Below are 25,807 nucleotides of genomic sequence, written 5' to 3' on the forward strand. Positions count from 1 at the left end.
CGGCAGCACTGTTAGACTGCGACGCACTCGCTTGCAGGCAAGGAAAAACAATGAACGCCAGCATCTTCTGGTACGACTATGAAACCACCGGCATCGACCCGCGCCGTGACCGCCCACTGCAGGTGGCTGGCATTCGCACGGACGAAGCACTCAACGAGATCGGTGAGTCGCTGAACCTCTATTGCCGGCCCAGTGACGACATCCTGCCGCACCCGGCCGCCTGCCTGATCACCGGCATTACCCCGGGACGCCTGGAAGAGCACGGCCTGGGCGAAGCCGAATTCATGACCCGGCTGCACGCCGAACTGGCACAGCCGGGTACCTGCGTGGCGGGCTACAACACTCTGCGTTTCGACGACGAGGTCACGCGCTACAGCCTCTACCGCAACTTCTTCGATCCCTACGCCCGCGAGTGGCAGGGCGGCAACAGCCGCTGGGACCTCATCGACATGGTGCGCACCGCCTATGCCCTGCGCCCGGAAGGCATCGTCTGGCCCGAGCAGGAGGGCGTCGTCAGTCTCAAGCTCGAACGCCTCACTGCGGCCAACGGCATCGACCATGGGCAGGCGCACGATGCGCTGTCCGACGTGCGCGCCACCATCGCCCTGGCGCGGCTGGTGCGCGACCGCCAGCCCAAACTCTACGACTACCTGTATCGCCTGCGCGGCAAGCAGGGCGTGCTGGATCAGGTGCGCCTGCTGCAGCCGATGGTGCACATCTCCGGCATGTTTTCCGCTGCGCGACACTACCTGTCCGTGGTGCTGCCGCTGGCGTGGCATCCGCGCAATCGCAACGCCTTGATCGTCTGCGACCTGGGAGCCGATGTTTCGCCCTTGCTCGAACTGGATGCGGAAACCTTGCGCAAGCGCCTTTATACGCGTCGCGATGAGTTGGCCGAGGGTGAGTTGCCGGTGCCGCTGAAGCTGCTGCACATCAACAAGTGCCCGGTGGTGGCGCCGTTGTCCGTCTTGCGCCCGCAGGATCGTCAACGTACAGGCCTGGACCTCGACGCCTGCCTGGCGGCGGCGCGAAGACTGAATGAGGAGAAAGCGCTCTGGCAGGACAAACTCGCGCCCTTGTATGCCGAGGAAAGTTTCGCCGGCAGTGAAGATCCCGAGCAGCAGTTGTATGACGGATTTATCGGTGACCGTGATCGCAGATTGTGCGAACAGGTGCGCCAGGCTGATCCCGCACGTTTGGCGAAAGAGCAATGGCCATTCGATGATGTGCGACTTCCCGAACTGCTCTTCCGTTATCGGGCGCGCAATTTCCCGGAAACTTTGAGTGCCACGGAACAGCAACAATGGCTGGACTTTTGCCGTGCGCGCCTGAGTCAGGCCGAGTGCGGCGCGCCGAATACTCTGGATAACTTTGCCGCAGCAATGAGCGAGCAGCTGGTCAATGCCACGGCAGCCGGTCGTCTGGTGCTGCAAGAGTGGGATAAGTATGCGCAGGTGTTGCGCGCGCGCTATAGCCTGTAGCGCCGCGCGCTTTTCGCCAGGCAATAAAAAACGCCAGCGCGAAGCTGGCGTTTTTCATGTCCGCAAGGCTCAGCCCAGCAGTGTGGCCCAGCCTTCAACGGCCTCGGCGCCCCACTTGGCTTTCCATTCCTTGAGGGTCTTGTGGTTGCCGCCCTTGGTTTCGATGACTTCGCCAGTGTGCGGGTTCTTGTACTGCTTGACCTTGCGCGCGCGCTTGCTCCCGGTGGCTTTTGCGGCACGCGGCGATTTGCTCAGCTTCGCGTCCGGATCGAGCAGGGCGATAACGTCACGCAGGGACTTGCCATAGCTGGCCATCAGCGCGCGAAGTTTCTCTTCGAACTCAAGCTCTTTCTTCAGCTTGTCGTCCTGCTCCAAAGATTTCAGGCGCTCCTGAAGTTCCTTGATGGCTTCTTCGGTGGCGCGGTACTCGTTGATCAGCGACATGTTGGGTACCTTGTTCTGGGTCCAGCGGTGGCGGAAAGTTTGTAGCAGACATAATAGTCAGCGAAGTTGTTCAAGTAAATGCTCGGGTAAAGTTTTGTGAGTAATTGCCAAAGTATTTAAATAGTTCACTCGTCAGTATTAAACGGATGAACTCGCCAAGGTGCGCATCTGACTGTCGTCGGTGCCCCGCGGCAATGGCTGAACTTTTCCCCCCAAGCCGCTAGAATGGCGGCCTTCGCGATGTATCTGGAGTACACCCATGCGCACTTTCCGACTGGTGATCGCCTGCCCCGACGGGGTCGGCATCGTCGCCAAGGTGAGTAATTTCCTGGCCACTTACAACGGCTGGATCACCGAGGCCAGTCACCATTCCGACAACGACAACGGCTGGTTCTTCATGCGGCACGAGATTCGTGCCGATTCCCTGCCGTTCGACATCGACGGTTTCCGCCAGGCCTTCGCCCCGATTGCCCGCGAGTTCTCCATGGAGTGGCGGATCACCGACTCCTCGGTGAAGAAGCGCGTCGTGCTGATGGCCAGCCGCGAGTCGCACTGCCTGGCCGACCTGCTGCACCGCTGGCACAGTGGCGAGCTGGACTGCGAAATTCCCTGCGTGATCGCCAACCACGATGACCTGCGCAGCATGGTGGAGTGGCACGGCATCCCGTACTTCCATGTACCGGTGGACCCGAAGAACAAGCAGCCGGCCTTCGAGCAGGTCTCGCGCCTGATCGACGAGCACCAGGCCGACAACGTGGTGCTGGCGCGCTACATGCAGATCCTGCCACCGGACCTGTGCCAGAAGTATCGCCATCAGGTGATCAACATCCACCACAGCTTCCTGCCGTCCTTCGTCGGCGCCAAGCCCTACCACCAGGCCTCGCTGCGCGGTGTGAAGCTGATCGGCGCGACCTGCCACTACGTGACCGAGGAGCTGGACGCCGGCCCGATCATCGAGCAGGACGTGGTGCGCATCAGCCACCGCGACAACATCGAAGACCTGGTGCGCCTGGGCAAGGACGTGGAGAAGCTGGTGCTGGCCCGCGGTCTGCGCTACCACCTGGAAGACCGCGTGCTGGTGCACGACAACAAGACCGTGGTGTTCGACTGATCCACTGCGTCTGGTTCCAGACTGGGTACTCCGCATGCTCCCGCCGCCATTCCCGGCGGCGGGCGCTGCGCCCAACGGAGATACTGCCATGAGTGACCCGAAGACCCCCGGCACGGCCACCCCGCCGCCCACCCTGGGCGAAGGCTGTACCAGCCGCTACGATCCCGAAGCGCTGAGCGAAGAGGATGGCACCGAGTTTCCTGGCGCCGCCGAGCTCTGGGATTCGCTCAAGCCTGAGCAGAAAGAAGACAAGCCCGCCAGCGACTGAGCTTCAGGCGCGTTCGCGCATGCCTATCAGCTTGCGCAGCAGCGGGCGCCCCGCCATGAGGGCGAACACCGGCGCGCCCATCACCAGGTAGAAGTAATAGGTCACCACGCGCCAGATCAGGATGGCCGCGGCCGCCGTGGACTTGCCCACCAGCGGGGCGAGCAGCGCAGCGCTGGTCAGCTCGGTACCACCAGCGCCACCCGGCAGCAGCGTGGCGAGGCCCGCCGCCAGCGACAGCAACTGGATCAGGAAGGCCCAGGCCCAGTGCAGGTCCACGCCCAGCGCCTTGAGGGTGATGTAGAGCACCGAGAAGCGCAGGATCCAGTGGCAGCAAGTGAAGAAGAAAATCAATAGCAGCCGGCGCTTGGGTTGGCGCAGGCAACTGACCAGCGTGTCGCGGAAGTGCAGGCATTTGCGGGCCCAGTGCAGGCGCGTACGCGGTTTCATCCCCAGGCGTTTGAGCAGCCGGCCGTTGGCCTTGATCACCCGGCGCTGGAAGCGGGCCAGCAGGACTACGCCGAAGAGGATTCCGCCCAACAGCACACCGCTGGTGATCAGCGAGGTTTCCAGGTTCGGGCTGACGCTGTGCGACAGCGCCCAGACCAGTACGGCCGCCAAGGCGCAAAGAAAGAACAGCAGGTCGCTCAACTGGTCCACGGCGAATATCGCGCTGCTGTGCGCCGGGCGCATGCCGTGGCGTGCCAGCAGCGCCATCAGCGTCAGCGGGCCGCCGGTGCCGCCGGGGGTCGCATAGAAAGCGAACTCCGAGGCCATGATGATGCCCACCGAGCGCACCTTGCCGATCTCGCCGGCGCGGCCATTGAGCAGCACGCGCAACTTCTGCGCGTTGATCAGCCAGCACAGGCAGATCATGCCGAACATGATCAGCAGCTTGTCGAGGGGGAAGGCCAGGACGTGCTCGAGCATTTCCCGGCCACCAACGGCGAGCGGGATCAGCGAGGCGCCGATGAGGCCGAGCAACAGCCACCAGGCGCGACTCAAGAGTGCGCCTCAGGTGGGTGGAGCAGAGCGAGCGAGGCGCGGCGGATAACCAGGGCCTCCTGTGGGAATCGAACTGTCATGCTGAGTGGACCGTCATCGGCATGCTGCGTTCGCCGAACTTTGCGTGGGCAGGGGCGCCGCGCTAAAAACGGCGCCCCGGTCTCACTCGGCGGAGTTCTTGTCGCTGGCGCCTTCTTCCAGCGCCTTGTTTTCCCAGCCTTCCTCACCCGGCAGGATCAGGTTCAGCAGGATTGCAACGATCGCGCACAGGGCGATGCCCTTCAGGCCGAAGTCGTCGGGGCCGGTGCCGGTGCCGATCAGCACGCCACCGATGCCGAACACCAGCGTCACCGAGACGATGCACAGGTTGCGCGCCTGGGACAGGTCGACCTTGTGGCGGATCAGGGTGTTCATGCCCACCGAGGCGATGGTGCCGAACAGCAGGCAGAGGATGCCGCCCATTACTGGTACCGGGATGCTCTGCAGGATCGCACCGAACTTGCCGACGAAGGCCAGGCTGATGGCGAACACCGCAGCCCAGGTCATGATCTTCGGGTTGTAGTTCTTGGTCAGCATCACCGCGCCGGTCACTTCCGCGTAGGTGGTGTTCGGCGGGCCGCCGAACAGGCCGGCGGCGGAGGTGGCGATGCCGTCGCCCAGCAGGGTGCGGTGCAGGCCCGGCGTCTTCAGGTAGTTCTTGCCGGTCACGCCGCCCACGGCGATGACCCCGCCGATGTGCTCGATGGCCGGAGCCAGCGCCACGGGCACGATGAACAGGATGGCCTGCCAGTTGAATTCCGGCGCGGTGAACTTCGGCAGCTCCAGCCAGGGCGCGGCGACGATCTTGGCGACGTCGACCACGCCGAAGGCGAAGGACAGGCCGTAACCCACCAGCACACCGGCGATGATCGGCACCAGGCGCAGCATGCCCTTGCCGAATACCGCGACGATCAGCGTGGTCAGCAGCGCTGGCATGGAAATGAACATGGCAGTCTTGTAGGGGATCAGCTCGGTGCCGTCACCGGCCTTGCCCATCGCCATGTTGGCGGCGATCGGCGCCATCGCCAGGCCGATGGAAATGATGACCGGGCCGATGACTACCGGCGGCAGCAGACGGTCGATGAATCCAGTGCCCTTGATCTTCACGGCCAGGCCCAGGAAGGTGTAGACGAAGCCGGCCGCCACCACGCCGCCCATGGTCGCGGCCAGGCCGAACTGGCCCTTGGCGAGGATGATCGGGGTAATGAAGGCAAAGCTCGAGGCCAGGAACACCGGGACCTGGCGCCCAGTGACGATCTGGAACATCAGGGTGCCGAAACCGGCGGTGAACAGTGCCACGTTCGGGTCCAGCCCGGTGATCAGCGGCATCAGTACCAGCGCGCCGAAGGCCACGAAGAGCATCTGCGCGCCAGAGATGATCTGGCGCCACAGCGGTTCGTTGAATTCATCGGCCATCGATCAGGTGTCCTTCTGCTTGGTGCCGAAGATCTTGTCACCGGCATCGCCCAGGCCCGGCATGATGTACCCGTGCTCGTTCAGGCACTGGTCGATGGAGGCGGTATAGATGAGCACGTCCGGATGCGCATCGTTGACTGCCTTGATCCCTTCGGGCGCCGCGACCAGCACCATGGCGCGGATGTCCTTGCTGCCGGCCTTCTTCAGCAGGTTGATGGTGGCGACCATGGAGCCGCCGGTGGCGAGCATCGGGTCGATGATCAGCGAACGGCGTTCGGCGATGTCCGGCGCGAGCTTTTCCAGGTAGGTGTGCGCTTCGAGGGTTTCCTCGTTGCGGGCCACGCCCACGGCGCTGACCTTGGCGCCCGGAATCAGGCTGAGTACGCCTTCGAGCATGCCGATGCCGGCGCGCAGGATCGGCACCACGGTGATCTTCTTGCCGGCGATCTTCTCGACCTGCACGGGGCCGGCCCAACCTTCGATCTCGTAGTTCTCCAGCGGCAGGTCCTTGGTCGCCTCGTAGGTCAGCAGGGCGCCCACTTCCTGGGCCAGCTCGCGGAAATTCTTGGTACTAATATCGTGACGGCGCATCAGTCCGATCTTGTGGCGGATCAGGGGATGGCGAATCTCGAGGACGGGCATGGATGGGTTCTCCGGACGGGCTGGCAAAAAAATTGCGGTAGCGTAATGCATCCTAGCTACGTTGGGCCACGATTGTCGGCGACATTCGTCCGCTGACCCTTGCTCCATGGCACGCCGATAGGTACCTTTGCGCACTTTTTCACGGGAGAACCCCCATGTCCGTCGATCTCGCGCACATCCGCCAAGTCATGGCCGAAGCCGACTGCCTGTACACCAACGCCGAGGTAGAGGCCGCCATCGCCCGTGTGGCCGAGGCCATCAACGGCTCTCTGGCCGACACCAACCCGGTGGTGTTCTGCGTGATGAACGGTGGCCTGATCTTCTCCGGCAAGCTGCTCCCGCTGCTGAATTTCCCGTTGGAAGCCTCCTACCTGCATGCGACCCGTTACCGCAACGAGACCACCGGTGGCGAGCTGTTCTGGAAGGCCAAGCCGGAAATCTCCTTCATCGACCGTGAAGTGCTGATCATCGACGACATCCTCGACGAAGGGCACACCCTCTCGGCGATCATGGACTTCTGCAGGCATGCCGGCGCCAAGCGCGTGCATACCGCCGTGCTGATCGACAAGGACCACGACCGCAAGGCCCGTCCGGACCTGAAGGCCGACTATGTGGGGCTGTCCTGCATCGATCGCTACATCTTCGGCTACGGCATGGACTACAAGGGCTACTGGCGCAACGCCGCCGGCATCTTCGCCGTCAAGGGACTGTAACGATGAGCGGGCCGCGTTTCCTCGACAGCACGCTGTTCGACGAGGTCGCGGCCCTTGCCGCCGCCAGCCCCCGGCGTCGGCAGAATCACAACTTCCATGAGCAGAGCGAACCTTGCCACCGCCTGCTCAATGCGTTGCAGCCCGACAGCTACATTCCGCCGCACTGCCACCGCCATCCGGACAAGGCCGAAAGCCTGCTGGTGGTGAAGGGCGCGCTGGGGCTGCTGATCTTCTCGGATAGCGGCGAGCTGGTGGCCACTCGCGTTCTGCGCGCAGGCGGCGAATGCGTCGGCGCCGACCTGCCGCCGGGCACCTTCCACGCCATCGTCGCGCTGGAGCCGGACAGCATCATGTTCGAGGCCAAGGCCGGCCCCTTCGTCCCGCTGGGCGAGGACGAGCGCGGGCAGTGGGCGCCGCGTGAAGGTGAGCCCGGTGCCGCCGAATACCTGGCATGGATGCGCTCCCACTTCCCACGCTGAATTACGTTCCTGCGTAGGAGCGGACTTTGTCCGCGATCGATTTCCCGCCGCTCCGATCGGTCGGGGAGTCAGGCGAACCTATCGCGGACGGAGTCCGCTCCTACCCAGAATCATGCATCGAATGGCGTCAATGCATGCATGGTTAAGCGGGCATTTTTGCCGATGAATGCCCCGCCTATCCTGCGACCCTCACAAGACAACCGTCCGAGGTTCGCATGTCCCGTCTCCTTTATATCGATGGCCAATGGCAGGCCGCTGACAGCGGCGCCGTCCTGCGCCCGATCGCTCCCGCTACCCGTGCAGCGCTGCCGGAAGTCGCTTGCGCCGGTGTGTCCGACGTGGAGCGCGCCGTGGCTGCCGCCAAGCGTGCCTTCGCCGGCTGGCGCCAGACCACGGCCGCCCAGCGCGCCGGCTACCTGCGGGCTTTCGCCGAGCAGCTCGAAGCCCGCAGCGAAGCACTGATCACCCTGCAGATGCAGGCCAGCGGCAAGCCGCGCCTGGAAGCGGAAATCGATATCGGCGACGCCATCGCTACCTTCGCCTATTACGCCGAACTGGCCGAGCAGCTGGACGCCCGGCAGAACGCCGAAGTGGCCCTGCCGGACGCCGGCTACCGCTCGCAGACCCGCTTCGAGCCCATCGGCGTGGTCGGCCTGATCGTGCCGTGGAACTTCCCGCTGGTGACCAGCGCCTGGAAGGTCGCGCCGGCCCTGGCGGCAGGCTGCACCGTGGTGCTCAAACCCTCGGAAATCACCCCGCTGATCGAACTGGTGCTGGGCGAGATCGCCGACGCCATCGGCCTGCCGGCGGGTGTGCTGAACCTGGTGCCGGGCCTGGCCGATGCCGGCGCTGCGCTGTGCAGCCATCCGGGCGTCGCCAAGCTGTCCTTCACCGGCAGCAACGTCGTCGGCCGCAAGGTCATGGAAGCGGCCGCCGCGCGCACCCTGCCGGTGGGCCTGGAGCTGGGCGGCAAGTCGCCGATCCTGGTATTCGCGGACTGCGACCTGGACGAAGCGGTGCAGTGGATCATTGCCGGCGTCTACTGGAACGCCGGGCAGATGTGCTCCGCCACCTCGCGCCTGCTGGTGCAGGAATCCATTGCCGCGCCGCTGCTGGCGAAGTTGAAAGTGGCAGTGGAAGGCCTGCGCGTTGGCGACTCGCTGCTGGGCGAGACCGACATGGGGCCGATGACCAGCGAAGCGCAGTACCGCAAGGTGCTCGACTACTTCGCCGTGGCCCGCGACGAAGGCCTGGCCTGCCTGACCGGTGGCGAAGCGGCAGAGGGCTGGTTCATCCAGCCGACCGTGTACACCGACGTGCCGGCGGACAGTCGCCTGTGGCGCGAGGAAATCTTCGGTCCGGTACTCTGTGTGCGCACCTTCAGCGATGAAGCGGATGCCCTGCGTCAGGCCAACGACAGCGACTTCGCCCTGGCCGCCACCGTGTGCAGCGCCGATCTCGAGCGCGCCCAGCGCGTCGCCGAGAACCTGGAAGCCGGCAACGTCTGGCTGAACTCGCCGCAAGTCGTTTTCCCGCAGACTTCCTGGGGCGGCGGCAAGCGCAGCGGTATCGGTCGCGAGCTGGGGCCGTGGGGTCTGTCGGCGTTCTTCGACATCAAGCACATCACCGCGCCGCGCTGACCGGCGTCACGCCGTGCTCCAGACGCAGGTCCTCGACCAGCGCCTGGAGCGCTTCGTTGTGCCCCGGCTCGTCGCGCACCACCAGGCTGTGGGTGATGCCGTAGCCGAGGCTGTCCGGCAGCAGGGCGCGCATCTCGCCCTGTTCCACCCAGCGCTCGGCATAGTGGGTGGGCAGGTAGCCCAGGTGCGTGCCGGCGCGCACGGCATGGAGCACGGCTTCCATATGCTGGGCAAAGGCCGTGCTGCGCTGTGGATCGGCCGGCAGTTGCACGTCGGCCACCGCGTAGCCGTGCTGGATCCAGTCGCAGCTCTGCAGTTCTCCAGCGTCCTTCACCGGCTTGTCGAACAACGGGTGCTCGCGCCCGCAGAACACTGCCACGCGCTCGTGGTACAGCGGCTCATAGCGCAGGTTCGGCAGACGCCGGCTGAAGCAGGCGATGGCCAGGTGCAGACGGCCGCCGAGTACCAGGCGCTCCAGTTCGCTGGAAGACTCGATGAGGAAATGCAGTCGCACATCCTGGTCGCGGCGGTTGAAGCGCGCCAGGGTCTGGTGGATGCGCGCCTCGGCGAGGGTGGCGATATTGTCGGCCAGGCCCAGGTGCAGTTCGCCGACCAGGCGCCCGGCCAGGGATTGCACCTGGTCGCGGAAGTCGCCCAGCGCGGCGAACAGGCTCTGCGCGTAGTCCAGCACCCGTTCGCCCTTCTCGGTCAGGCGGAAGCCGCTCTTGCCGCGCTCGCACAGGCGGTAACCCAGGCGTGTTTCGAGGCTGGCGATGTGTGTGCTGATGGTCGACTGGCCCATGCCCAGTTCGCCCTGCGCGGCAGAGAATCCGCCGCAGCGCACCACACAGGCGAAGATGCGCAGCAGGCGCAGGTCGAGGTCGGAGACGTTGTGCAGCATGGCGGTTTCGATCTGTGGCCGGCGATGTATTGGGTTGATGACTTCGAAGGCTATCAATGTATCGCCAGGCTTGCCATGTGTGCCTGTCGTGGCGCTTCGGGCGCGTGCTAGAGTGCGTGGCCCTGTCCCGCGGAGGTGATGATGTCCGTTCGCATGCCGGGCGCCGTGCTGGCGCTGCTGTTCTGCCTACCTTTGGTCGCTGGTGCCGCGCCGATGCACAGCCAGTTCCTGCCGCCTGACGATGCCGGCTTGCGCCAGGGCGCTCCGGAGCAGCAGCAACTGCTGCAGGTCACCGAATACAGCGTGGTGCTGGGCAACCAGCGTCAGTCCAACCAGCAGCCGATCCCGATTACCACGCCGTCGCTGCTGCGCCTCAAGGGCAAGCCGCTGAACAAGGGCGCGCAGATCAGCCAGGTGGTCATCAGTTTCGATGCCGAAGGCAAGAGCCTGAAGAAACCGGCCTACGACGAGAAGACCCGCGTACTCAGCCTGTACTACCCGCAGGCGGCTTATCCACAGCTTCTCGACCTGCTGCGCAACGGTACCGTCTATGTGCAGTTCCTCACCTACGGCAACGGCCATATCTGGGCCGACCTGCATACCGGTGCGGTGCGTGCGCGTTGAGCCGCGCCCGGCGCAGGGGTAAACTGCCCGACCCCTGGTGCCCGGCCTGAACCGTTGCCGGCCGCGATCCCCGAGACAGCCGTAGAGAGAAGCGAGCGATGCGTAAAGACAAGAAGCAGGTGATTGGCGAAGAGATCAACGACGACGCCATCAAGCTGTTCCTCGACGTGGAACCGGCCGACGACACCCCGGCGTCCCTGCACAAGCTGGTCAAGGCCTACCGTGGCCTGCGCATCGATGACTTCGAGCGCTTCGTCGGCTTCTTCGTCGAAGCCGGTTACGACCTGTCTGCCAAGGACGCCCAGGGCCACGACTTCATCGCCCTGATCCAGGACCAGCGCCAGGCCGAGCCGTACATCGCAGTGATCAAGGCCGCTCGCGGCTGATCGCATCGAGTCGCAGAAAAGCCCGCCTTGCGCGGGCTTTTTCGTTTGAGGGCGAGCAGGAAGCATGCCTTGTAGGATGGCGTGGAGCGCAGCGATACCCATCGATCCCATGCCACGGACAGCATGGGTATCGCTGCGCTCCACCCATCCCACGAAGAGGCACGCCGGACACCTCGTCGAATCCCCGCCTAGACTTCTCCGAAGAACGATAACGACAAGGCGAGGACGAAGCCGTGCAAGTACAGCCCTATCTGTTTTTCCATGGTCGTGCCGATGAGGCCATTGCCTTCTACCAACGTGCGGTGGGTGCCCAGCTCGGCGCGCTGATGCGCTTTGAAGAGGCGCCGGGGCCCTCGCCGGTGCCCGACGGCTGGCTGGACAAGGTGATGCACGCCAGCCTGCAGATCGGCGAGACAGAAGTTTTCCTGTCCGACGGTCGCGGTGAGCACAACGCCGCGTTCAATGGCTTCTCCCTGCACCTGACGCTGCGCAGCGTGGTGGCGGCGGAGCAGGCATTCGCTGCCCTGGCGGAGGAGGGGCGGGTGGAGATGCCGCTGGAAAAGACCTTCTGGGCGCAACGCTTCGGCATGCTCACCGACCGCTTCGGGGTGGGCTGGATGGTCAGCTGCCACGGCTAGGCTGCGGAAACGAAAAAGCCCGCCGGATGGCGGGCTTTTTCATGAGCGCGAGGCTCAGGACGCGGCGACGATCTGCAGGCGGTCGGCGGTCATCTGGTTGACTTCGCGGTACACCGCGGCGTCGCTTTCCAGTTGCTTCTCGCGGGCCGGGAAGATCTCCTTGAGCTTCGCGGTCCACTCGGCCGACTGGTAGCGCTCGGGGAAGCAGCGCTCCAGCAGGCCCAGCATGATCGACACGGTCACCGAGGCGCCCGGGGAGGCGCCGAGCAGGGCGGCGATGCTGCCGTCCTGGGCCGCCACCAGTTCGGTGCCGAACTGCAGGATGCCGCCTTTCTTCGGGTCCTTCTTGATGATCTGCACGCGCTGGCCGGCGGTTTCGAGGCGCCAGTCGGCCGGGTTCAGTTCCGGGTAGAACTTGCGCAGGGCTTCGATGCGCTGGTCCATGGACTGCATGACTTCCTTCACCAGGTAGCGGGTGAGGTCCATGTTGTCGCGGGCCACGGCAAGCATCGGCAGCAGGTTGCTGGTGCGCACCGAGAGCGGCAGGTCGAGGAACGAGCCGTGGCGCAGGAACTTGGTGGAGAAGCCGGCGTACGGGCCGAACAGCAGGGAGGTCTTGCCCTCGACCACGCGGGTGTCCAGGTGCGGCACGGACATCGGCGGGGCGCCCACTTCGGCCTGGCTGTAGACCTTGGCCTGGTGCTGCTTGACCACTTCCGGGTTGTCGCAACGCAGCCACTGGCCGCTTACCGGGAAGCCGCCGAAGCCTTTGCTTTCCGGGATGCCGGACATCTGCAGCAGCGGCAGCGCGCCGCCGCCGGCGCCGAGGAAGACGAACTTCGCCTTGACCTTGCGGGCGTCGCCGGTCTGGGTGTTCTTGATGTCCACCAGCCAGCCGTCGCCGCTGCGCTCGAGGCCGACCACTTTCTGGAAGTAGCGGACGTCGCTGCCTTCGCGGCTGGAGAGATAGCCCAGCAGCTGGTTGGTCAGGGCGCCGAAGTTGACGTCGGTGCCGCTTTCCACACGGGTCATCGCGACCTGCTCGTCGGCCGGGCGGCCGGGAATGGTCAGCGGGGCCCAGTCGGCGATCTTCGCGCGGTCCTCGGTGTATTCCATCGAGGCGAAGGCATGGTGCTGGCTGAGCAGCTCATGGCGCTTCTTCAGGAAGGGAATGTCCTTGCCACGCACGAAGCTCATGTGCGGAACGGGATTGATGAAGTTGCGCGGCGCGCCGAAGGCGTCCTTCCCGGTCAGGTAGGCCCAGAATTGCTTGGACACCTCGAACTGGGCGTTGATGTTCACCGCCTTCTTGATGTCGATCGAGCCGTCGGCGGCCTGCGGGGTGTAGTTCAGCTCGCAGAGGCCGGCGTGACCGGTGCCGGCGTTGTTCCACGGGTTGGAACTCTCGATGGCTCCGGATTCCTGCAGTTCGACGATCTCGAGCTTGACGCCCGGGTCGACTTCCTTGAGCAGGACAGCCAGGGTTGCGCTCATGATGCCGGCGCCGACCAGCAGCACGTCCATCGATTCGATTTCGTTCTGCGCCATTAACGCGTCTCCAAAACTATCAGCAGCCAGTTGTGACAGGGGCCTTGCGCTCGTTGCGCGAAAGCCGCATGTCCGAATTCTTCTCAGGTCGCCAGGGACCTATCGCGGAATGTCTCGGGCCGGGATCGGAGGAGGGGAAAAGCGCACCTTCTCGGCAATCCACGGATAGACGAAGTCTCCGCAAGTGCATCCGGGAGTGGCGCTCAGGCGCGGCTTCCGGTGCCGAAAAAGCGATTCAGTGCTGCGGGGTCAGACGTCAATGGTGCTACCAACGCAAAACTCTTCATTGCTCGCCACACTCTCGTGAAGTAGTGAAAAACCTTCGATCACGCTCTTTTGGAGGCGTGAAGCTCAAAGGGGATCGTCGTCGCGGGCCGGTCCGGTCTCCGTGCGGAGGGGGCGGCTGCATCCTTGCCAAGTTCTGCGCAACGAACGTACAAAGCGCGACGGCCAGTGACCGAGGCGAGTGGCGACTCTCTTTGAGGGGTGGCAGAGGCGAGACACGGTGTGTCGGCATCGTGCGGGGCCCGACCAGGAGGCGTCCTTATAATCGGGGGGCGATTATAACGGCGAAACACAAAAAAAAGCTCTGCACCTTAGACTTTTTTCCTAGTGTGTACCCCTTGATTTGCCATTTGTGCCCCCTCCCGGTGCGTCTTGCCTGCAGACGGGTCAAGGCGGCCGATCGACGCGTGGCGAGGGAACCCTGAGAACGGGTTCCGCGTCCAATGGCCAAGCGCTATCTGCCCGCGCTGCCCGCCGGTATACTGCCGGCCATCGCTTACCCCATGGAGAGATGAGCATGCTGCCTCGCCTGTTGCTCGGCTTTATTGCTGCCGCCAGCCTGACCTTGACCGGCTGCGCCCTCAGCCCGCAACAACTCAACCCGACCCCTGAATTCAAGGGGCCGGTCGCTGCCGTTGGCCAGGGCCAGCCGGTAGTGGTGAAAGTCGTCGACGGTCGCCCGAGCACCGCGCTGGGTACCCGTGGTGGCCTGTATTCGGAAACCAGCCAGCTGACCGTGCGCAGCGAGGACGTGATTCCCAAGCTGCAGCTGCAGGCTGAAACCGCCGTGCGCCTGCTGGGCTTCACCCCGTCGGCCAATGCCTATAACGCGCCGCAACTGACCCTGACCCTGGCCGAGCTGAAGTACCAGTCGCCCAAGGAAGGCATGTACGTGACCGAGGCGGACATCGGCGCCACCTTCCGCGCTGACGTGCAGAGCGGCACCCGTCGCTACAGCGGTCGTTATGGCGCCTCGACCAACCAGCGCTTCGGCATGGCGCCCAACGAGGCAACCAATACCAAGCTGGTGAGCGAAGTGCTCAGCGATGCGCTGACCCGCGTGTTCAAGGACCCGACCATCGGCCAGACGCTGAACCAGCGCTGATCGAGGCGGCAATGAAAAAGCCCGGCATCTGCCGGGCTTTTTCGTGGGCGGCCGAGCGGCGGATCAGGCGGCCTGGTGGTACGGGTCGACCTCGACCAGGCGCATGCGCTCGTCGGCTTCCGGCAGGTCCAGGTGCTCGTGGCCACAGGCCTGGGTGTAGACCAGCCAATGGTCATCCTGGACGTTGAACGAGAGTTCGGTGACGACGGCTTCGATTTCTTCCAGGTGTTCGATCAGGTACGCGTTTTCGTGGGGGACGATTTCGAGCATGGCGAATCTCCTTGGCGAAAGACTTCGATTGGCAGAATTCGATAAAGCCAGCAACGTGCCAAAGCGCGGGAGAGGTCTTAGACCATTTCTCGATAACTTTTACGCTCGTCGTAAATAAGCGTTACGTGCTGGCTGCGATACGGGGCCAGCGGATAAAATGCGCGACGATTGTTTCTCATCCATGACGGGCCATGCCCGTTCGTCCAGACTGACCCCGCTTTGCTTCGAAGTCGTTGGCGTGCAGTTCTGAAGCGGAGGTTGTGATGTCGCTGCAGGCGCTCTGGAGTCTCTTCCAGGCCCATCCCGGTCGTATCGTGAACGACCTGGCCCTGTTCTTCGCCCTGGCCGGAGGCTGGCTGCTGCTGGCGACCCGTCGCCGTGAACGCCTCGCCCTGGCGCGCTTGGCCGCCGAGAGCGAAATTGCCCCGGTGCCGCTGGACAGTGTCGAGCCCACTGCGCGGATGAACCGTTTCTTCTACCGTTTCGGCTTTGCCTGCATGACCTTGGCGCTGGCCGTGAGCTGGTACAGCACGCAGCTCGGTCAGTAATGGCTGGAACGAAAAAGGCGCCCGAGGGCGCCTTTTTTCATGCCTGTTGCTTGAGCCGATACTGGTTCAGCACCGGGTTGGCGTATTGCAGGATCAGGTGGCCGCGCTGCTCCACGGGGCATTCGCCGAGGCGACGCTCCCATTCGGTGCGCGCACGCTGCAGTTCCTCGGCCTTGAACAGGGTCTCGGCACGCGGCACGTTCAGTGCGGCGTCGCGCAGCTCGGAGGCCTCATAGGCCAGGTAATGCACCGGGAACAACCGGTAGTTGCCGAGGATCTGCCGGTCCAGTTCGGCGGCCAGCTGCTTGGCGTCGGCGAAGTCGCCGCTGATCTCCTCGCCGAAGTTGATGTGCACCCGGCCCTTGTAGCCGGTGATGCCCTGCACGATGCTGCGGTCGTCCTCGCCTGGTGCCTTGCGGTACTCGCCGGTGGTGGCGCGAGTGAACAGCTCGCGGGCCTTGGCGGCGTCGCAGGGGTCGTATTCGTAGCTGATGGACACCGGGATCAGGTGCAACTGGCGGATCACCTCGGCGAACGGCTCATCCTTGCGGCTCATGTGGAACATCTTGAGGATCGCCGAATCGGTGCGGTCGTTACCGTCCTTGGCGCGGCCTTCGGCCTGGGCGATCCAGATCGACTGGACGTCCTGGCAGATCGAGTGATTGATGTAGGCCGAGAGGTTCTGGTACGCCGCCAGCTTCTCGCGTCGGCCGCTGATGGAGCGGTGCACGATGAAGCTCTTGTTCAGGCGCATCAGGTCGCTGACGAAGGGTTTCTGCAGCAGGTTATCGCCGATGGCGATGCGCGGCGTCGGCAGCTTTGCATGGAAGATCGCATAGTTGCAGAAGGCCGGGTCCATCACGATGTCGCGGTGGTTGGCGATGAACAGGTAGGCGCGGCCGGACTTCAGGCGCTCGACGCCCGAATAGGTGACGCCGTCGGTGGCGTGCTCGATGGTCCGGTCGACGTAGGGCTCGAACTTGTCCTGCAGCGCGACGACGCTGCGGATGCCGGTCACTTCGCGGGCCAGCCGATGGGCTATAAGTGGTCTGAGCAGCCAGCCGAACGGACCGGACAGACGCGGGAAACGGTAACGCGCCAGCGCGCCGAGGAAGGCGTCATCGCTCAGCAGGCGCTGCAGGACAGCCGGGACTTCGGCGTCGTTGTACGGTCGGATGGCTTCGAACTCGCCCATCATGCTCTCTATGAATGCTTGGGGTATCACGGGGCGGGCCGCGAAATAGACGGCCCGGAAGGGTATGCCGCCGACTCACCGGCCAGGCGGGCACCCAAAAAGACCGCGCGATTATAAACGGAAGTCACGGGGGAACCAGCGATGCTCGAAAGTCAGGCGTATTCCTGCCCCTATTGCGGCGAGCCGGCCGAGGCCGTGCTCGACCTCTCCGGGGGCGACCAGAGCTACTATGAAGATTGCCCGGTGTGTTGCCGGCCGATCCTGTTCCAGCTCCATACCGACGGTGTGGACTGGACCCTGGAAGTCCAGCGCGAGGACGATTGATGCAGCGAATCTACGAACCCGCCGACCTGATCGAAGCCGAATTGCTGGGCGGTATGCTGGCCAACGAGGGCATTTCGTCGCACCTGGGCGGACGCCACCTGGTCGGCGGCATCGGCGAGTTGCCGGGCATGGGCCTGCTGCACCTGTGGGTGGAGGACGAGATGGCCGAGCGGGCGCGCGAGCTGATCGCCGCGTACAATGCCGCGCAACCCCTGCCGGGTTCCTTCGACGATCACGAGGACGGCCCTGGCGTCCTGCTTTGCTGAATCCCGCCAACGAGTCCCGATGACCAGCCGCTACGCCCTGTTCCGCTGGAACCGCGAGCTTGCCGACAGCGCCGGCTTTCCGGCTGACCTGCAGCCAAACTGGAACCTCGCACCCGGTGCGCGGGTGCTGATGCTGCGCGAGGAGAACGGCACGCGCCATGCCGACCTCGCACGCTGGGGCCTGACGCCGGCCTGGCTGAAGGACCTGTCGCGCACTCCCGCCCATGCGCGTACCGAAACCATTGCTGAACAGCCGATGTTCCGCGACGCCTTCGCCCAGCGCCGCTGCCTGCTGCCGGCCAACGGCTTCTACGAGTGGCGCGGCGTGCGCAAGCGCCCGCATTGGGTTTCCGGTGGTGGGCTGATCTGCTTCGCGGGGGTGTGGGAGGCCTACCCGGTGGAGGGCCACACCTATTACAGCGTCGCGATGCTGACCCAGGAGGCTGGCGGGATGCGGCGTCCGCTGATCCTCGATGTCGCCGAGCAGGCGCAGTGGCTGTCGAACGAGACCGGGACGGCGCGGCTGATGGAATTGCTGTTGCTGCCCCAGGCGCGGTTGCGCGAGCAGGCGCTGGCGCACTTCGTCAACGACCCAACCTGCAATGGGCCGGAGTGCCTGACGCCCGCTTGAGAGCATTCCCGTAGGCGCGGATTCATCCGCGATGTTTCCGCGCGAACTGGGGGACATCGCGGACAGAGTCCGCTCCTGCGAGATGCTTCTGCGCTTGGGTCGGCCCTAACCTTCTCCCGCAAACGGGAGAGGGGACCCTTCGGTGCAGGATGAAACGTCGGCATCAGTCGGCACGGACGGCTCCCTCTCCCCCTGGGAGAGGGCAGGGGTGAGGGGCAAGCATCGGCACGGGCTTCCCGAGAAAGACAGTTGCTCCTACGAAACCCATGTCGCCACGGGTGACCGGCTGACACCGTGGCGTCAGCCGGCATCCCTCACACCTTGAACTGATTCACCAGCCTACGCTGCTGCTCGGCCAGCTTGGTCAGCTCGGCGCTGGCCTGGGAGGCTTCGTCGGCGCCGCCGGCCACCTGGTTGGCGACCATGCCGATGTTGCTGACGTTGCGGTTGATATCCTCGGCCACCGCGCTCTGCTCCTCGGCGGCGCTGGCGATCTGGGTGTTCATGTCGTTGATCACCGACACCGCCTGGGTGATCGACTCCAGCGCCTGGGCTGCTTCGCCGGCGTGGCGCACGCTGTCCTCGGTCTTGTCCTGGCTTTGCTGCATCACCTGCACCACTTCGCGGGTGCCGTTCTGCAACTGCTGGATCATCGACTGGATCTCCTCGGTGGCCTGCTGGGTCTTCTGCGCCAGGTTGCGCACCTCGTCGGCGACCACGGCAAAACCACGGCCCTGTTCGCCGGCACGTGCGGCCTCGATGGCGGCGTTGAGTGCCAGCAGGTTGGTCTGCTCGGCGATGCCGCGGATGGCCACCAGGATGGCGTTGATGTTCTCGCTGTCGCGGGCCAGCGACTGCACCACTCCTACTGCGCGGCCGATCTCGCTGGCCAGCGCCTGGATCGCCGTGGAGCTGCTCTCGACGATGCGCTTGCCATGGTGTGCGGCCTGGTCGGCGTGGTTGGCCGCTTCGGCGGCGTGGGTGGCGTTGCGCGCCACGTCCTGGGCGGTGGCGGTCATTTCATGGACTGCAGTGGCCACCAGTTCGATTTCCGCCAATTGCTTCTGCACGCCCTGGTTGGTGCGGATGGCGATGTCGGCGGTGTGCTCGGAGGAATCACTGACGTGCTGTACCGAGGTCACCACCTGGCCGATCATGCCCTGCAGCTTGCCGAGGAAGGTGTTGAAGCCCTTGGCGATGGAGCCCAGTTCGTCGGCGCGGTCGCTACTCAGGCGGCGGGTCAGGTCGCCTTCGCCCTGGGCGATGTCGTCGAGCATACCGACCAGTTGGCGCAGCGGGCGGGCGATGCCGTGGCCGACCAGCCAGATCACGGCCAGGCCGATGGCGGCGATCAGCAGGCCGACCAGGGTCATGCCCAGGGTATCGTTGTCGCGCTGGGACTTCAGGTCGTTCTGCAGCTGGTTCAGATCACCCAGCACGGCTTCCTGCGGCAGTTGCAGCATCAGGGTCCAGCGGGCGCCGGAGTCGGCGATGGTGAAGGGCAGGAACAGCTCGATGTGGCCGTGCTCCTTGTCCACGGAGGTCAGCGGCTGGTCGAGGGTGAGCTTGGCCAGGTTGGCCACTTCGTTGGCGTCCAGCACGCTGCTGGCGGACTCGCCGAGCTTGGACGGGTCCTTGGTATAGGCAACCAGGCGGCCATTGGTGGAAATCAGCGCCATCTCGCCGGCGCCATCGTACAACTGGCTGTCGGCGGTCTTGAGCAGGTCCTGGATGAAGTCCAGCGACAGGTCCACGCCGACGGTGCCCTTGAACTGGCCCTTAACCATGATCGGCGCGTTGAACGAGGACATCAGCACCATCTTGCCGGCCATCTCGTAGGGCGCCGGGTCAATGATGCACGGTTGGTGCTTCTCTTTCGGGCACAGGTAGTACTCGCCTTCGCGCACGCCGGTGGGCTGCATCTTCTGGCTTTCCAGGGTGTCGCCCATGGCTTCCACGGTCAGGCCGCCGTCCTTGCGGTACCACCAGGGCATGAAGCGGCCGCTGGCGTCGTAGCCGGGCAGGCCGGAGTACTGGCTGTCATTGCCGGCAAAGGCGTTGGGTTCCCAGCCGGCGAAAGCGTCGAGCAGCTTGGGGTTCTGCGCCACGGTCTGGCGCAGCAGGTTGGACATGCCGGCGCGGCCGATGCCCAGCAGCGGCTGGCCGTTGGCGTCGGTCTCGTCGAGCAGGGCGTTGGTATTGGCGAGGTCGCGGGCGACGGTGAGCGGATATTCCAGCTCGCGCTGGATCTGCGCGACCTGGCCGCGCGCCATGGCCACCAGGCGTTCGTTGATCACCTGCTCGAGCAACGCCTGGGTGCGCTCCTGCACCAGTGCCTGTGTCCGCGAGCCGGCGAACAGTGCGTACAGCACCAGCGCCGCGACCACTGCCAGAACGCTGGCACCAGCCAGCGCCACCACGGAAAACTGGATCGACTTGAATTTCATACGGGTACCCGGAATGCGCCAGAGGACTGCGTGTCTATCTGTATCGGCAGGGGCGGGGGAATTCCTTAGGCGGCCGTTGTAATGGCTTGTAACGCGGCTGTTCCGCGCTTGTCGCAGGATTGTCGGCATTGACCGGGAGGTCTAGCATGTGATGTCAAAATGAAATTATCTGCTCGCTGGCGAGTCCTCGATCGCCCTGTTCGCAGGGCTGGATCCGCCACTCGGGCGACTTTTTTCGCGGAGATGGGGCGCAGCGGCGACGCCGTGCACCGCGTACGCCACGACAGGCGCCCCGGCACCCGCCAATGAGCCGGTGCAGTTTCGTAAGTCACTGCTGTGCCGGCTGTTTCCTGCCAGTTGCCGGGCATCGGGGGTGGGCCTACCATGCGCGCTGTCCGTGGGAGATTGCATTGTTTCGGGAGAGCAACATGCCCAGAGTTTTCCGTATCGCCGGCCTGGCCGCCGCGCTGATGCTGACCGCCTGCCAGCAGGTGAATACCACCAGCGGCGGCGTCGTCGGCGTCGAACGCAAGCAGAGCATGTTCAGCATGTTGTCCAGTGCGCAGGTCGACCAGATGTATGCGCAGTCCTACCAGCAGACCCTCAGCGAGGCCTCCCAGGCCGGCAAGCTGGATGCCGGCAGCAGCGACGCCAAGCGCGTGAAGGCCATCGCCGACCGCCTGATTCCGCAGACCGGCGCCTTCCGCCCGGACGCGCCGTCGTGGAAGTGGGAAGTCAACGTGATCAAGAGCGACGAGCTCAACGCCAACTGCGGCCCGGGCGGCAAGATCATCGTCTACACCGGGCTGATCGATAAGCTCAAGCTGAGCGACGATGAACTCGCCGCGGTGATGGGCCACGAGATCGCCCACGCCCTGCGCGAGCACGGCCGCGAGGCCATGTCCCGCGCCTACGCCGAACAGGTCGGCCTGGGCCTGGGCGGCCAGTTGCTGGGGCTGGGCCAGAGCAGCGTCGACCTCGCCCACCAGGTGGTCGAGTACAGCCTGACGCTGCCTAACAGCCGGCAGAACGAGAACGAGGCCGATCTCATAGGCCTGGAATTGGCGGCGCGAGCCGGCTATAACCCCAACGCCGCGATCAGCTTGTGGCAGAAAATGGGCCAGGCCGGGGGCGATGCCCCGCCGGAAATCCTCAGCACCCACCCAGCGGACAGTACACGGATGGCCAACCTGCAGGCCGCCATCCCGAAGGTCATGCCGCTCTACGAGCAGGCCAAGACGCGCTGAGCGTGGTTCTGCAGCAGTGGTTCGTGATTCTCTCGAACGGCAAGGAGCGGCGTAGGGTTGCGCCGCTTTATCCAGTGAACAGGGAGCACCCGTGAAAATCGCTGTACTCGGAGCCACCGGGCTCCTGGGCCACCACGCCGCCCGCGCGATCAAGGCGGCCGGCCACCAACTGGTGCTGATCCACCGACCCTCGTCGCAGATTCAGCGCCTGGCCTACCTCGATCCTGAGTGCCGGGTAGCCGAACTGTTCGATCACCAGGGCATGGCCCGTGCGCTCGGCGGGCTCGATGCGGTGATCTTCAGCGCCGGTTACTACCCGGTGCGGCCGCGTCGCTGGCAGGAGGAAGTGGCCAGTGCGCTGGACTTGACCAACCACTTCTATGCCGCCTGCCTGCAGGCAAAAGTGCCGCGCATCCTCTACGTCGGCTCGGCCTTCGCCATGCCGTCGCACCCGCAAGGGCTGCCGGGGCATGAGGGGTTGTTCTACGAAGGGCTGCCCACCGGCAAGAGTGCCTACGTGATGTGCAAATGGGCGCTGGACGAACAGGCCCGCGAACAGGCTCGCGGCGGGCTGCCGGTGGTGATCGGGATTCCGGGCATGGTGCTGGGCGAGCTGGACATCGGCCCGACCACCGGGCGCCTGATCACCGCCATCGGCCGTGACGAAATGCTGCATTACGTGCCGGGACGGCGCAATGTCATCGATGCCTCCGAGGCCGGGCGCGGCTTGCTCAAGGCTCTGGAGCGTGGCCGGGTAGGCGAGCGTTACCTGCTCACCGGGCACAACATCGAAATGGGCGAGCTGACAGCCACCATTGCCAAACTGCTGGGCAAGCCGGCGCCAACGCCGATGCCGCTGCACCGCGCCCGCGCGCTGGCAACGCTGGGTCGCTGGCGCTACCGCCTGACCGGCAAGATGCCGCTGCTGGACGATACCGCCATCGAGGTGATGGCCGGCGGGCAGTTCCTCGACGGCCGCAAGGCGCGCGAGGAGCTGGGCTTCGAGTCGCACGTGCCGCTGGAGGACACGCTGGAGCGGGCCATTTCCTGGTTCCACGCCAACGATTACCTCTGATTGGCAACTCGTAGGATGGGTATCGCTGCGCTCCACCCATCCTACAAAGCTTGCTCGCGAACCGCATAACACCGAGCGGTTCCTGTTCGCGAGCAAGCTCGCTCCTACAAGGGCTGTACCGGGAGCGAGAAAAGCAAAAGCCCGGCGGATGCCGGGCTTTTCTCTGTCAGGGCAGCGCCTTCTCGGCAAACGGCCGGTTGGGCAAGCCCATCTGCGCGCGGAAGCTCTCCATGTCGAACAGCGTGCACAATTCCTGCACCTGGTCCTGGCTGTTGAACACCCAGAAGCCCATGGCCGAGATGCTGACGATGCGGTCGCTGACCGGGTAACCCAGCACCGGTCGGGCGATGCTGCCCATCAGGGTGCTCCAGGTGAAGACCTTGTTGCCCTCGCGGATGCATTCCTCCACGGCCACTTCCAGGTCCTCCATGCCACTGCGGATCTCCTCCACCAGAGCCCGGTAGCCGGCGTTGTCCAGCGGCTGGGCGGTAAAGGCGCTCTTGTAGATGAAGTCCGGGCTGTGCAGTTGCTCCACCAACGCCAGGTGTCCCTTGTTCCAGGCCAGGTCGATGTGGTGGCGGGCAACTTTCTTCAGGTCTTTTTCCGGCATGGCGACGTCCTTTGCCGTGGGAGGCGGAAGCGCCACTGTGTATCGCGGGCGATACACAGGCATTGGCCGGCGCGCCAGCCTCCCGACGAAAAGCGGCCGCTTAGAACATCCCGGAAAGCTTCAGCGCGTGATAGATGGCAGCCAGGCCGAGGATGGCGAAGGCCGCCGCGGCCAGGCGGCGGATCAGGTTCAGCGGCAGGCGTTCGGCGGCGAAGTTGCCAGCCAGTACCACCGGCACGTTGGCGATCAGCATGCCCAGCGTGGTGCCGATGACCACCAGCCAGAAGTGCGGGTACTGCGCGGCCAGCATCACCGTGGCGACCTGGGTCTTGTCGCCCATCTCGGCGAGGAAGAAGGCGATCAGGGTGGTGAGGAACGGGCCGAATTTCTTCAGCGAACCTTCTTCGTCGTCATCCAGCTTGTCCGGAATCAGGGTCCAGCCAGCGACGGCCAGGAAGGACACAGCCAGCACCCAGCTCAGCGTGGCTTCGGAGAAGAAGCTGGCGACCCAGCTGCCGACGGCGCCGGCGGCGAAGTGGTTGGCCAGGGTGGCGGCGATGATCCCGGCGATGATCGGCCAGGGCTTGCGGAAACGCGCGGCGAGGACGAGCGCGAGCAGTTGCGTCTTGTCGCCGATTTCCGCGAGGGCAACGATCAGGGTGGGGACGAAGAGGGATTCCATCAGGCTTCCTAAGGGGCGGGTCGACTAATCACCATGACACGCGCCACCTGCCCGCCCCGGGTCAGGTTGCTCGTGTCATAGGTCTTGTCAAACCCCGGCCTGATCGCTGCAGGCCTGGATCGTACGCGCCATGGTCTGCGGACCAAGTGTGTTGACGCGTACCGGGCGAGCGGAGCGCTCGCGGGAGACTACTCCCCTAGGACGGGGCGCATTCTGCCCAAGTCCTAGGACTTGGGCAAGCCTGCGCGTCGGATCATTCGCGGGTGGGGCGAATGTCCATGTCCTCGTAGCGGATGAAGCTGGTCTTGTTCTTGAAGCGGTAGCCCAGCCAGATCGCCAGGAACAGCGGGATGGTGATGTAGGTAGCGACCAGCCCGGCCCAGTCCACGTGTTCGCCGACGAAGGCCTGGTAGTTCTGCCCCAGGGTGATGATCAGGCAGAGGACGAAGGCGAACAGCGGGCCGAAGGGGAACCATTTGGCACGATAGGGCAGGTCGTCGAGGTTGCCGCCCTGCAGGACGAAGCCCTTGCGGAAGCGGTAGTGCGACACGGCGATGCCCAGCCAGACGATGAAGCCGCACATGCCCGAGGCGTTGAGCAGCCAGGTGTAAACGGTCTTGTCGCCGATGAAGCTGGTGAGGAAGCACAGCGCGCCGATCAGCGTGGTGGCGTAGAGGGCGTAGCGCGGCACGCCGCTCTCGGACACCTGGGTGAACAGGCGCGGCGCCTTGCCCTGGGTGGCCATGGTGTAGAGCATCCGGGTGGAGGCATACATGCCCGAGTTGCCAGCGGAGAGGATCGCCGAGAGGATCACCGCGTTCATCACGCCGGCCGCGGCGGCGAGCCCCGCGCGCTCGAACAGCAGGGTGAAGGGCGAGGTGCTGATGTCGCTGCTGTCGGTCTTGAGCAGGTTCGGATCGGTGTAGGGGATGAGCATGCCGATGACGAAGATCGACAGGATGTAGAACATCAGGATTCGCCAGAACACCTGGCGGATGGCAATCGGAATGGACTTCTGCGGATTCTCCGATTCACCGGCGGCAACGCCGATCAGCTCGGTGCCCTGGAACGAGAAGCCGGCGATCATCGCTACCCCGATCATCGCCTGCAGGCCGCCGACGAAGGGCGCGTCACCGGTGGTGAAGTTGCTGAAGCCGGGGCTGTCGATGCCGTGCATGATGCCGATGATGCTGGCCAGGCCGATGCCGATGAAGACCACCACGGCGACCACCTTGATCAGCGCGAACCAGAATTCGCTCTCGCCGAAGCCTTTCACCGAGAAGAAGTTGAGCATGAACATGATGCCGAGGAAGCCGGCGCTCCAGTACATGCCCGAGACTTCCGGGAACCAGAACTTCATCACCAGCTGCGCCGCCACCAGCTCGGCGGCAATGGTCACCGCCCAGTTGTACCAGTAGTTCCAGCCCATGGCGAAACCGAAGCCATCGTCGATGAAACGGCTGCCATAAGTGCAGAACGAGCCGGAATCGGGGATGTAGGCCGCCAGTTCGCCGAGGCTGGTCATGAGGAAGAACACCATCAGCCCGATCAGCGCGTAGGCCAGCAGCGCACCGCCAGGGCCGGCGGTGGCGATGGTGCTGCCGGAGGCGACGAACAACCCGGTGCCGATGGAGCCGCCGATGGCGATCATGTTCAAGTGGCGCGGTTTCAGAGAGCGCTTGAGGTGATGCGGCTTCTCTTTCGGCCCCATGGCGAAAGTCAGTTCGACGTCATCTTTGATTCTGCGATTCACGGGTGTCCTCGATAGTTCAGGGCGAGCGGCGGTGCGC

General features: G+C 64.7%; 28 protein-coding genes and 1 riboswitch. Of the genes, 16 read left to right on the forward strand and 12 right to left on the reverse strand.

Annotation, left to right across the window (positions count from 1 at the left end):
• The first annotated feature begins 50 nt into the window (after positions 1-50).
• A complete protein-coding gene (sbcB, locus tag N5C91_RS05320) occupies positions 51-1,481 on the forward strand; it encodes an exodeoxyribonuclease I (protein ID WP_236199350.1) in 1,431 nt (476 codons plus the stop codon).
• Positions 1,482-1,550: 69 nt separating this feature from the next.
• Here the strand turns inward: sbcB and mvaT are convergent, their stop codons facing one another.
• A complete protein-coding gene (gene mvaT / locus N5C91_RS05325; RefSeq protein ID WP_236172910.1) occupies positions 1,551-1,925 on the reverse strand; it encodes a histone-like nucleoid-structuring protein MvaT in 375 nt (124 codons plus the stop codon).
• A 259-nt stretch (positions 1,926-2,184) separates the two neighbouring features.
• On the opposite strand from mvaT, the gene purU reads away from it, so the two are divergent.
• Both purU and N5C91_RS05335 read left to right on the forward strand, forming a co-directional pair.
• A complete protein-coding gene (purU, locus tag N5C91_RS05330) occupies positions 2,185-3,036 on the forward strand; it encodes a formyltetrahydrofolate deformylase (RefSeq protein ID WP_017519713.1) in 852 nt (283 codons plus the stop codon).
• 88 nt (positions 3,037-3,124) lie between these two features.
• On the forward strand, positions 3,125-3,304 hold the full coding sequence (locus tag N5C91_RS05335) for a hypothetical protein (protein ID WP_236172909.1): 180 nt from the start codon (positions 3,125-3,127) through the stop codon (positions 3,302-3,304).
• A gap of 3 nt (positions 3,305-3,307) precedes the next feature.
• Here N5C91_RS05335 and N5C91_RS05340 read toward each other — a convergent pair whose 3' ends face one another.
• From N5C91_RS05340 to upp, 3 genes are all read right to left on the reverse strand, one after another.
• A complete protein-coding gene (locus tag N5C91_RS05340) occupies positions 3,308-4,306 on the reverse strand; it encodes a lysylphosphatidylglycerol synthase transmembrane domain-containing protein (protein WP_279828312.1) in 999 nt (332 codons plus the stop codon).
• A 162-nt stretch (positions 4,307-4,468) separates the two neighbouring features.
• Positions 4,469-5,761, reverse strand: a complete 1,293-nt coding sequence (locus tag N5C91_RS05345; RefSeq protein WP_236199353.1) for a uracil-xanthine permease family protein — start codon at positions 5,759-5,761, stop codon at positions 4,469-4,471.
• Between the two features lie 3 nt (positions 5,762-5,764).
• Positions 5,765-6,403 (reverse strand): uracil phosphoribosyltransferase, encoded by a 639-nt coding sequence (gene upp, locus N5C91_RS05350; RefSeq protein WP_236172906.1) that lies wholly within the window; start codon positions 6,401-6,403, stop codon positions 5,765-5,767.
• A gap of 155 nt (positions 6,404-6,558) precedes the next feature.
• Between upp and N5C91_RS05355 the strand changes: the two genes are divergently transcribed.
• The 3 genes from N5C91_RS05355 (at position 6,559) to N5C91_RS05365 (ending at position 9,235) form a co-directional block, all read left to right on the forward strand.
• Positions 6,559-7,116 carry a hypoxanthine-guanine phosphoribosyltransferase gene (locus N5C91_RS05355; protein WP_279828315.1) on the forward strand — a complete coding sequence of 186 codons (558 nt, stop codon included), beginning with the start codon at positions 6,559-6,561 and terminating at the stop codon, positions 7,114-7,116.
• Between the two features lie 2 nt (positions 7,117-7,118).
• A complete protein-coding gene (locus N5C91_RS05360) occupies positions 7,119-7,595 on the forward strand; it encodes a WbuC family cupin fold metalloprotein (RefSeq protein ID WP_279828316.1) in 477 nt (158 codons plus the stop codon).
• A 215-nt stretch (positions 7,596-7,810) separates the two neighbouring features.
• Entirely contained in the window at positions 7,811-9,235 is a 1,425-nt protein-coding gene (locus N5C91_RS05365; protein ID WP_279828318.1) for an aldehyde dehydrogenase family protein, read from the forward strand.
• On the opposite strand, the gene N5C91_RS05370 is transcribed toward N5C91_RS05365, so the two are convergent.
• Positions 9,219-10,136 (reverse strand): LysR family transcriptional regulator, encoded by a 918-nt coding sequence (locus N5C91_RS05370; RefSeq protein ID WP_236199356.1) that lies wholly within the window; start codon positions 10,134-10,136, stop codon positions 9,219-9,221. The genes N5C91_RS05365 and N5C91_RS05370 overlap by 17 nt on opposite strands.
• A 153-nt stretch (positions 10,137-10,289) precedes the next feature.
• Here N5C91_RS05370 and N5C91_RS05375 point away from each other — a divergent pair, with 153 nt between their 5' ends.
• The 3 genes from N5C91_RS05375 (at position 10,290) to N5C91_RS05385 (ending at position 11,784) form a co-directional block, all read left to right on the forward strand.
• Positions 10,290-10,760, forward strand: coding sequence for a hypothetical protein (locus N5C91_RS05375; protein ID WP_236173006.1), 471 nt, complete (start codon positions 10,290-10,292; stop codon positions 10,758-10,760).
• Positions 10,761-10,858: 98 nt separating this feature from the next.
• A complete protein-coding gene (locus N5C91_RS05380; protein WP_236199357.1) occupies positions 10,859-11,146 on the forward strand; it encodes a PA4642 family protein in 288 nt (95 codons plus the stop codon).
• A gap of 233 nt (positions 11,147-11,379) precedes the next feature.
• The gene (locus tag N5C91_RS05385) at positions 11,380-11,784 is read left to right on the forward strand and encodes a glyoxalase/bleomycin resistance/extradiol dioxygenase family protein (RefSeq protein WP_236172900.1); all 405 of its coding nucleotides are present in this window, start codon (positions 11,380-11,382) and stop codon (positions 11,782-11,784) included.
• Positions 11,785-11,838: 54 nt separating this feature from the next.
• On the opposite strand, the gene mqo is transcribed toward N5C91_RS05385, so the two are convergent.
• The gene (gene mqo / locus N5C91_RS05390; protein ID WP_279828321.1) at positions 11,839-13,332 is read right to left on the reverse strand and encodes a malate dehydrogenase (quinone); all 1,494 of its coding nucleotides are present in this window, start codon (positions 13,330-13,332) and stop codon (positions 11,839-11,841) included.
• An 802-nt stretch (positions 13,333-14,134) separates the two neighbouring features.
• On the opposite strand from mqo, the gene N5C91_RS05395 reads away from it, so the two are divergent.
• On the forward strand, positions 14,135-14,722 hold the full coding sequence (locus N5C91_RS05395; RefSeq protein WP_054908637.1) for a YajG family lipoprotein: 588 nt from the start codon (positions 14,135-14,137) through the stop codon (positions 14,720-14,722).
• Between the two features lie 63 nt (positions 14,723-14,785).
• Here the strand turns inward: N5C91_RS05395 and N5C91_RS05400 are convergent, their stop codons facing one another.
• Complete coding sequence (locus tag N5C91_RS05400; protein WP_279828325.1) at positions 14,786-14,992, reverse strand: hypothetical protein; 207 nt, start codon at positions 14,990-14,992, stop codon at positions 14,786-14,788.
• A gap of 263 nt (positions 14,993-15,255) precedes the next feature.
• On the opposite strand from N5C91_RS05400, the gene N5C91_RS05405 reads away from it, so the two are divergent.
• Complete coding sequence (locus N5C91_RS05405; protein ID WP_236172897.1) at positions 15,256-15,540, forward strand: hypothetical protein; 285 nt, start codon at positions 15,256-15,258, stop codon at positions 15,538-15,540.
• Between the two features lie 37 nt (positions 15,541-15,577).
• Here the strand turns inward: N5C91_RS05405 and N5C91_RS05410 are convergent, their stop codons facing one another.
• The gene (locus N5C91_RS05410) at positions 15,578-16,738 is read right to left on the reverse strand and encodes a 1-acyl-sn-glycerol-3-phosphate acyltransferase (RefSeq protein ID WP_236172896.1); all 1,161 of its coding nucleotides are present in this window, start codon (positions 16,736-16,738) and stop codon (positions 15,578-15,580) included.
• Between the two features lie 138 nt (positions 16,739-16,876).
• On the opposite strand from N5C91_RS05410, the gene N5C91_RS05415 reads away from it, so the two are divergent.
• Genes N5C91_RS05415 through N5C91_RS05425 form a run of 3 tightly spaced genes read left to right on the forward strand, consistent with a single transcriptional unit; the run spans position 16,877 to position 17,956 of the window.
• A complete protein-coding gene (locus N5C91_RS05415) occupies positions 16,877-17,059 on the forward strand; it encodes a CPXCG motif-containing cysteine-rich protein (RefSeq protein ID WP_192292137.1) in 183 nt (60 codons plus the stop codon).
• Positions 17,059-17,325: a DUF2007 domain-containing protein gene (locus tag N5C91_RS05420; protein WP_279828331.1), complete on the forward strand. Its 267-nt coding sequence runs from the start codon at positions 17,059-17,061 to the stop codon at positions 17,323-17,325. The genes N5C91_RS05415 and N5C91_RS05420 overlap by 1 nt, the downstream gene beginning before the upstream one ends.
• A 19-nt stretch (positions 17,326-17,344) precedes the next feature.
• On the forward strand, positions 17,345-17,956 hold the full coding sequence (locus tag N5C91_RS05425) for an SOS response-associated peptidase (protein WP_279828333.1): 612 nt from the start codon (positions 17,345-17,347) through the stop codon (positions 17,954-17,956).
• 314 nt (positions 17,957-18,270) lie between these two features.
• On the opposite strand, the gene N5C91_RS05430 is transcribed toward N5C91_RS05425, so the two are convergent.
• A complete protein-coding gene (locus N5C91_RS05430; RefSeq protein ID WP_279828335.1) occupies positions 18,271-20,403 on the reverse strand; it encodes a methyl-accepting chemotaxis protein in 2,133 nt (710 codons plus the stop codon).
• A 428-nt stretch (positions 20,404-20,831) separates the two neighbouring features.
• On the opposite strand from N5C91_RS05430, the gene N5C91_RS05435 reads away from it, so the two are divergent.
• Together N5C91_RS05435 and N5C91_RS05440 are read left to right on the forward strand one after the other, a co-directional pair.
• A complete protein-coding gene (locus N5C91_RS05435; protein WP_236172892.1) occupies positions 20,832-21,650 on the forward strand; it encodes a M48 family metallopeptidase in 819 nt (272 codons plus the stop codon).
• A 91-nt stretch (positions 21,651-21,741) separates the two neighbouring features.
• Positions 21,742-22,725, forward strand: coding sequence for an NAD-dependent epimerase/dehydratase family protein (locus N5C91_RS05440; protein WP_236199362.1), 984 nt, complete (start codon positions 21,742-21,744; stop codon positions 22,723-22,725).
• A 166-nt stretch (positions 22,726-22,891) separates the two neighbouring features.
• On the opposite strand, the gene N5C91_RS05445 is transcribed toward N5C91_RS05440, so the two are convergent.
• From N5C91_RS05445 to N5C91_RS05455, 3 genes are all read right to left on the reverse strand, one after another.
• Complete coding sequence (locus tag N5C91_RS05445) at positions 22,892-23,335, reverse strand: ketosteroid isomerase-related protein (protein ID WP_138522167.1); 444 nt, start codon at positions 23,333-23,335, stop codon at positions 22,892-22,894.
• Between the two features lie 100 nt (positions 23,336-23,435).
• Complete coding sequence (locus tag N5C91_RS05450) at positions 23,436-24,017, reverse strand: TMEM165/GDT1 family protein (protein WP_236172890.1); 582 nt, start codon at positions 24,015-24,017, stop codon at positions 23,436-23,438.
• Positions 24,018-24,023: 6 nt separating this feature from the next.
• Positions 24,024-24,226, reverse strand: a riboswitch (yybP-ykoY riboswitch).
• A gap of 44 nt (positions 24,227-24,270) precedes the next feature.
• Positions 24,271-25,728: an amino acid permease gene (locus N5C91_RS05455; protein WP_279828679.1), complete on the reverse strand. Its 1,458-nt coding sequence runs from the start codon at positions 25,726-25,728 to the stop codon at positions 24,271-24,273.
• Positions 25,729-25,807 lie beyond the last annotated feature (79 nt).

This window comes from Pseudomonas sp. GD03903 (genome assembly GCF_029840045.1).
Classification (GTDB): domain Bacteria; phylum Pseudomonadota; class Gammaproteobacteria; order Pseudomonadales; family Pseudomonadaceae; genus Pseudomonas; species Pseudomonas pseudonitroreducens.

Bases quoted from the DNA above. Each gene is read 5' to 3' on its own strand.
- N5C91_RS05395 (WP_054908637.1), top strand. From the start codon at position 14,135: ATGCTGCCTCGCCTGTTGCTCGGCTTTATTGCTGCCGCCAGCCTGACC.
- N5C91_RS05445 (WP_138522167.1), bottom strand. From the start codon at position 23,335: ATGCCGGAAAAAGACCTGAAGAAAGTTGCCCGCCACCACATCGACCTG.
- N5C91_RS05375 (WP_236173006.1), top strand. From the start codon at position 10,290: ATGCCGGGCGCCGTGCTGGCGCTGCTGTTCTGCCTACCTTTGGTCGCT.
- sbcB (WP_236199350.1), top strand. From the start codon at position 51: ATGAACGCCAGCATCTTCTGGTACGACTATGAAACCACCGGCATCGAC.
- N5C91_RS05405 (WP_236172897.1), top strand. From the start codon at position 15,256: ATGTCGCTGCAGGCGCTCTGGAGTCTCTTCCAGGCCCATCCCGGTCGT.
- N5C91_RS05410 (WP_236172896.1), bottom strand. From the start codon at position 16,738: ATGATGGGCGAGTTCGAAGCCATCCGACCGTACAACGACGCCGAAGTC.
- mvaT (WP_236172910.1), bottom strand. From the start codon at position 1,925: ATGTCGCTGATCAACGAGTACCGCGCCACCGAAGAAGCCATCAAGGAA.
- N5C91_RS05435 (WP_236172892.1), top strand. From the start codon at position 20,832: ATGCCCAGAGTTTTCCGTATCGCCGGCCTGGCCGCCGCGCTGATGCTG.
- upp (WP_236172906.1), bottom strand. From the start codon at position 6,403: ATGCCCGTCCTCGAGATTCGCCATCCCCTGATCCGCCACAAGATCGGA.
- N5C91_RS05455 (WP_279828679.1), bottom strand. From the start codon at position 25,728: ATGGGGCCGAAAGAGAAGCCGCATCACCTCAAGCGCTCTCTGAAACCG.
- N5C91_RS05355 (WP_279828315.1), top strand. From the start codon at position 6,559: ATGTCCGTCGATCTCGCGCACATCCGCCAAGTCATGGCCGAAGCCGAC.
- N5C91_RS05370 (WP_236199356.1), bottom strand. From the start codon at position 10,136: ATGCTGCACAACGTCTCCGACCTCGACCTGCGCCTGCTGCGCATCTTC.
- mqo (WP_279828321.1), bottom strand. From the start codon at position 13,332: ATGGCGCAGAACGAAATCGAATCGATGGACGTGCTGCTGGTCGGCGCC.
- N5C91_RS05430 (WP_279828335.1), bottom strand. From the start codon at position 20,403: ATGAAATTCAAGTCGATCCAGTTTTCCGTGGTGGCGCTGGCTGGTGCC.
- N5C91_RS05415 (WP_192292137.1), top strand. From the start codon at position 16,877: ATGCTCGAAAGTCAGGCGTATTCCTGCCCCTATTGCGGCGAGCCGGCC.
- N5C91_RS05345 (WP_236199353.1), bottom strand. From the start codon at position 5,761: ATGGCCGATGAATTCAACGAACCGCTGTGGCGCCAGATCATCTCTGGC.
- N5C91_RS05360 (WP_279828316.1), top strand. From the start codon at position 7,119: ATGAGCGGGCCGCGTTTCCTCGACAGCACGCTGTTCGACGAGGTCGCG.
- N5C91_RS05335 (WP_236172909.1), top strand. From the start codon at position 3,125: ATGAGTGACCCGAAGACCCCCGGCACGGCCACCCCGCCGCCCACCCTG.
- purU (WP_017519713.1), top strand. From the start codon at position 2,185: ATGCGCACTTTCCGACTGGTGATCGCCTGCCCCGACGGGGTCGGCATC.
- N5C91_RS05365 (WP_279828318.1), top strand. From the start codon at position 7,811: ATGTCCCGTCTCCTTTATATCGATGGCCAATGGCAGGCCGCTGACAGC.
- N5C91_RS05420 (WP_279828331.1), top strand. From the start codon at position 17,059: ATGCAGCGAATCTACGAACCCGCCGACCTGATCGAAGCCGAATTGCTG.
- N5C91_RS05450 (WP_236172890.1), bottom strand. From the start codon at position 24,017: ATGGAATCCCTCTTCGTCCCCACCCTGATCGTTGCCCTCGCGGAAATC.
- N5C91_RS05400 (WP_279828325.1), bottom strand. From the start codon at position 14,992: ATGCTCGAAATCGTCCCCCACGAAAACGCGTACCTGATCGAACACCTG.
- N5C91_RS05425 (WP_279828333.1), top strand. From the start codon at position 17,345: ATGACCAGCCGCTACGCCCTGTTCCGCTGGAACCGCGAGCTTGCCGAC.
- N5C91_RS05380 (WP_236199357.1), top strand. From the start codon at position 10,859: ATGCGTAAAGACAAGAAGCAGGTGATTGGCGAAGAGATCAACGACGAC.